General features: G+C 71.9%; 5 protein-coding genes. All 5 read right to left on the bottom strand.

The window, feature by feature from the left end:
* Positions 1-102: 102 nt before the first annotated feature.
* Positions 103-819 (bottom strand): DUF1614 domain-containing protein, encoded by a 717-nt coding sequence (locus tag A33M_RS21760; RefSeq protein ID WP_040622639.1) that lies wholly within the window; start codon positions 817-819, stop codon positions 103-105.
* A 216-nt stretch (positions 820-1035) separates the two neighbouring features.
* Entirely contained in the window at positions 1036-1317 is a 282-nt protein-coding gene (locus tag A33M_RS21755; RefSeq protein ID WP_008392160.1) for a YARHG domain-containing protein, read from the bottom strand.
* Positions 1318-1743: 426 nt separating this feature from the next.
* Positions 1744-3276: an acyl-CoA carboxylase subunit beta gene (locus A33M_RS21750; RefSeq protein WP_008392158.1), complete on the bottom strand. Its 1533-nt coding sequence runs from the start codon at positions 3274-3276 to the stop codon at positions 1744-1746.
* A 138-nt stretch (positions 3277-3414) separates the two neighbouring features.
* Positions 3415-3840: an EscU/YscU/HrcU family type III secretion system export apparatus switch protein gene (locus A33M_RS23355; protein WP_008392157.1), complete on the bottom strand. Its 426-nt coding sequence runs from the start codon at positions 3838-3840 to the stop codon at positions 3415-3417.
* Positions 3837-5104: flagellar hook-length control protein FliK (locus A33M_RS21740; protein WP_040622635.1), on the bottom strand; the 1268-nt coding region annotated here is incomplete at its 5' end. The genes A33M_RS21740 and A33M_RS23355, both read right to left, overlap by 4 nt.

Raw genomic sequence — 5104 nt, 5'->3', positions numbered from 1 at the left:
CGCCGATCTCGCACGTACTCCCCGGTACGCGCCTCGATCGGCTCCTGCCGGATCGGCGAAAGCGGCTCCGGCGCAGCCCCGTCGGAGTTCCCAAACGGGCTCTCACGCCGGCCGGTCGCGTGGCGGCGGCGAGGTCAGGCTCGCCAGCAGCACCGCCAAGATCCCGATCAGAAAAATGCCGTCGAACGTCCCGGCCCCGCCGATCGAGGCGACCGGCGCGCCGAGCTCGCCGATGCGGCCGAGATTGAGGAGATCTGCGCCCGCCAGCGTGCCGAGCGAGCCGGCGACGTAAGCGAGCGGCGCGGCGTGCTCGCGCGACAGAAGCCACGCGGTGATCGCCGTCACCACCGCCGGCACGAACACCGGCACGGCGATGCCGATGCCGGGCACCGGATTGGCGAACCAGTGGATCACCGCGGTGACGATCGCGGTGGCGAGAAGGCCTTCGCCCCAGAAGCGGTAGCGCTGCAGCAGATAGAGCGACACCAGAGTCGGGATCACCGCGCCGCCGACATTCACCGCGATCACCGTGCCCGGCCACTGCTCGACCACCGGCACCACGTACTGCATGCCGAAATAGTCGATCACCCGGCCGGACAGCGCCCGGCTGCCGGGAACCTCCGCCACCGGGATGTTGAAGTAGCTGCCGACCAGCGAGCCGAGCAGCAGCGCCATCGCCGCGCCGGGACCGATGCCGAGCCGCATGAAGGCGTAGCGCAGCACGCCGAGCTGGACGAGCACGACGACGAGGACGAACAGCCCGACCAGGAGCGAGAAGAAGCCGGGGGTGAGCGGCAGGTAATGGAGCTGGCTGTGCATGGGACGCCGAACACGAGACCGATGGAGACGGGACCGACGGAGACGGGACCGACACGCGCGGGCCGGAGGCGGCCGGCGACGAAGCAGACGAGCCGCAGTGCCGCACCATAGCGCACCCGCCGCGTCGCCGCGAACCTCGTAAAACACTCCCGCACGACGCGATGCGCCGCCGGCGCGGCTCACGGGCTCACCCTGGGACGCCGCGGGCCGCCGCCGTCACCGGCAGCCGTAGTCGCGCTCCATCGCCCGGATTTGGCCGATGCGGGCGCGCTCGCGGCGCGACAGCGGCACCGCCCCCTCGTATTCGTAGACGCAGCCGGCATTGCCGAAATAGGCGATCGCCCGGCGAGTCTTGAAGCAGTAGCCGTTGGCCTTGTAGATCGAGTTGCGCTCGACCCAGAGCTGCTGGCACATACCCTGCGCGAACGACGCCTCGGTGGTGACGGCGAGCGTCGCGGCGGCGAGGAGACCGGCGAGCAGATTGGTGGTCGTCTTCATCGGAAAAATGCCCCCTGTCGGAAATAACCGGACACGTTTCTCGACGGTCGGCCCGGTGGCGCGAGCAAAGGTCGGCGGCCGGGGCCGTCCGCAAAGGATGACGGATATTGGTGTCGGGAGCGCGTCGCAGCGTTCGATCACCACGGCGACGACAAGGCGAACGTCACGCCCGTCGATGCGAAGCCAAAGGCGACAGAGTTCGACCTGGTCCCCAGGGCGGGCGGAACACCCGCTCTCGAAGGACGATGGCACTGCACGGGCCTCATCCTTCGAGACGGCCGCTTCGCGGCCCCTCAGGATGAGGTCATAGTCTCCCACCGGTGGTACGGCGTCAGCGAAAAACACGCCGGCCGGAGCGCGGGAGAGCGGCGCACCGCTCTCCCGTCGGCCCGAACGACAAAGGAACGGCACACGCGTGTGCGCCGCTCAGAGCGGCAGGTTGTCGTGCTTCTTCGCCGGCATCTCGAGCGTCTTGGTGCGCAGCATCGAGAGTGCGCGGGCGATCCGCCGCCGGGTCGAGTGCGGCATGATCACCTCGTCGATGTAGCCGCGCTCGGCGGCCACGAACGGCGACATGAAGCGGTCCTCGTACTCGTGGGTGCGGGCCTGGATCTTCTCCGGGTCGTGCAGGTCGGAGCGGAAGATGATCTCGACCGCGCCCTTGGCGCCCATCACCGCGATCTGCGCCGACGGCCAGGCATAGTTGACGTCGGCACCGATGTGCTTGGAGGCCATCACGTCGTAGGCCCCGCCGAACGCCTTGCGCGTGATCACGGTGACCAGCGGCACGGTGCACTGGCTGTAGGCGAACAGGAGCTTGGCGCCGTTCTTGATGAGGCCGCCCGATTCCTGCGCGGTGCCCGGCAGGAAGCCCGGCACGTCGACGAAGGTGACGATCGGGATGCTGAAGGCGTTGCAGAACCGCACGAAGCGCGCCGCCTTGCGGCTGGCGTCGCTGTCGAGCACGCCGGCGAGCACCATCGGCTGGTTGGCGACGAAGCCGACCGTGCGGCCGGCGATGCGCCCGAAGCCGATCAAAATGTTCTTCGCGAAGGACGGCGACAGCTCGAAGAAGTCGCCTTCGTCCACCACCTTGTGGATCAGCTCCTTCATGTCGTACGGCTTGTTCGGATTGTCCGGCACCAGCGTGTCGAGCGAGTTCTCGACCCGCTCCACGTCGTCGAAGCTCGGCCATTCCGGCACACCGGAGCCGCTGTCGGCCGGCAGGAAGTCGACGAACCGGCGCATCTGGAGAAGGCACTCGACGTCGTTCTCGAAGGCGCCGTCGGCGACCGCCGAGCGGGTCGCGTGGACGCTGGCGCCACCGAGCTCCTCGGCGGTGACGATCTCGTTGGTCACGGTCTTCACGACTTCCGGGCCGGTGACGAACATGTAGCTCGTGTCGCGCACCATGAAGATGAAGTCGGTCATCGCCGGCGAGTAGACGTCGCCGCCCGCGCACGGCCCCATGATCACCGAGATCTGCGGGATCACGCCGGAGGCGTGGACGTTGCGGCGAAACACCTCGCCATAGCCGCCGAGCGCCGCGACACCTTCCTGGATGCGCGCGCCGCCGGCGTCGAACAGGCCGATGATCGGCGCCCGCGCCTTCAGCGCCATGTCCTGGATCTTGACCATCTTCTGGGCGTGCGCTTCCGACAAGGAGCCGCCGAACACGGTGAAGTCCTTGGCGAACACGAAGACGGTGCGGCCGTTGATGGTGCCCCAGCCGGTGACCACGCCGTCGCCGGGAATTTTGGTGCGGTCGGCACCGAACTCGGTCGCCCGGTGCTCGACGAACATGTCGTACTCCTCGAAGGAGCCGTGATCGAGCAGCAGGCCGATGCGCTCGCGCGCGGTCAGCTTGCCGCGCTTGTGCTGGGCGTCGATGCGCGACAACCCTCCGCCGAGACGTGCGCCGGCGCGGCGCTCCTCCAGCCTGGCCAAAATATTCTTCATGGATCAAAACCCGAACGCGCAAGGGGATAGCGAATGCCTGGGTGCGGTCATAGCACGGTCGCCGCGCGACAGCGATAGTCGATGCACGCGCAGGCGTCGGCGCGAACGGCCGTCGACGGCCGATTCCACGGGCGAAAGCTAGCGCGCCGCCGAGGACCGGCGGATCGAACTTTGGTCGGATACGGCGGGGGAGCCGGCGGACGAACCGGCGGGGGCGCCGGCGGGGGCGGCCGATCGCGCGGCGGCTCCGGGCGGGACCGTGCCGGGCGAGGTCGTGCCGGGCGCGCCGGGCCGCTGCGGCAAGCGGCCGGACAGGCGCAGGACGAAGGTCAAGACCTCGGCGACCGCGCGGTAGAGCTCGGTCGGAATCTCGTCGCCGAGCGGAACCGTGGAGAGCGCCGCGGCGAGCCCGGGATTCTGCTCGATCGGCACGCCGGCGGCGCGCGCCGTCTCGACGATCTTGTCGCCGAGCCCGCCTCTGCCCTTGGCGACCACGCGCGGCGCGCCCGGCGCCTCGTATTGCAGGGCGACCGCGAGCGGGGCGGCGGGTTTTCCCTCGGTCATGACGCGCGATCCAGGAAGCGGCCGGCGGGGGCGGCGCGTGGGCGGGGCGGCGCGCCGTCGCGCACCGTCACCTCGGGCTCCAGCTCCGCCCCGCGCAAGGCCTCGGCGAGCTCGGCCGCATGGTCGCGCAGGCTCGCGGCTCCGGCGTCGCGCTCCGCCCACAAGGTGACCGCCGCGCGGGTGCCGGTCAGCGCGACCTGCGCGTCGATCACGCCGAGCGGCTCGAGGTCGATCGCGAAGCGGGCGCGCCACACCGCCTCCTGCTTCTCCCCGGCGGCGTGCTTGCCGTCGCGCGAAATCTCGAACTGGGCGACGGTCGTGCCGTGCGGGGTGGCGAACGGCACCTCGAACGCCCAGCGCGCGGGACCGTCGGCCTGGCCGCTCGCCTGCGCGCGATCGGGCACCGAGGCGACCTGCAGCAGCGTGTGGCGGGCGAGCGCGCCGTCGGTGTCGGCGGCGAGCATGCGCAGCACGGTCTTCAGCGGCGTCGCATCGTCGATCGCCGGCGGCACCGGCGGCTGGGCCGAGGGCGCCGAGCCGGCATAAGGCGGCGGCGGGCCGGTGCGGGGCGCCGCGCCGGCGGCTTGCGAAAAGAGCCCCTGCCCCTCGGCCGAAAATTGTCCCGGGACCGGACCGGGGGCGTGCGGCGGCGAGGCCGCACCCGACGAGGCGCCTGCGGTCGGCGCCCCACCGGTCGGCGCCCCACCGGTCAACGCTTGGGCGATCGCCCGATAGAGCGCCTGGGCGCCGGCTTCCGGACTGCCCGGCAGGGGTCCGGTGGGTGCTCCGGCGGGGGTGCCGGCGGCTGCAGCGGCGGGCCGTCCGGCCGCGGCCGACGCTTGCGCGGTGCCGTCGTCGGTCGCGCCTGCCGCGCCGGCGAGCGCCGCCTTGAGCGCCATCAGCGCCGCCTTCAGGTCCGGCATCGGCAGCTCGGATGCGGCGGGTCCGGCGCCCGGCGTGGCTCCGCCCGGCGTGCCGCCGAGGCCACGGCCGAGGCCGCGGCCGGCGGCGAGATCGGCCTCGAGAAACAGCCCCGAACGCCGCAGCGCCTTGGCGAGCGCGTCGGGCGTCACCGGCGCATCGGTCGGCAGGCGGAAGGCGAGCAGGCGCGCCGCCGCCTCGCGCACCGGATCGGGCAGGGTCGCGAGCCGCGCGGCGGCCGCGGCGTCGGCGAGCAGCGGCGCCAGCCCGGCCTGCACCACCGCGGCCGAGCGCGCGGCGGCGGCGAGCGCGACGGCGGGCGCGGAGGGATCGGCGGCCGCGG

It is taken from the genome of Rhodovulum sp. PH10 (genome assembly GCF_000293785.1).
Classification (GTDB): Bacteria; Pseudomonadota; Alphaproteobacteria; order Rhizobiales; family Xanthobacteraceae; genus Rhodoplanes.
Note: the sequence above shows the minus strand (reverse complement) of the source record. Positions and strands in the feature narration are given on the sequence as shown.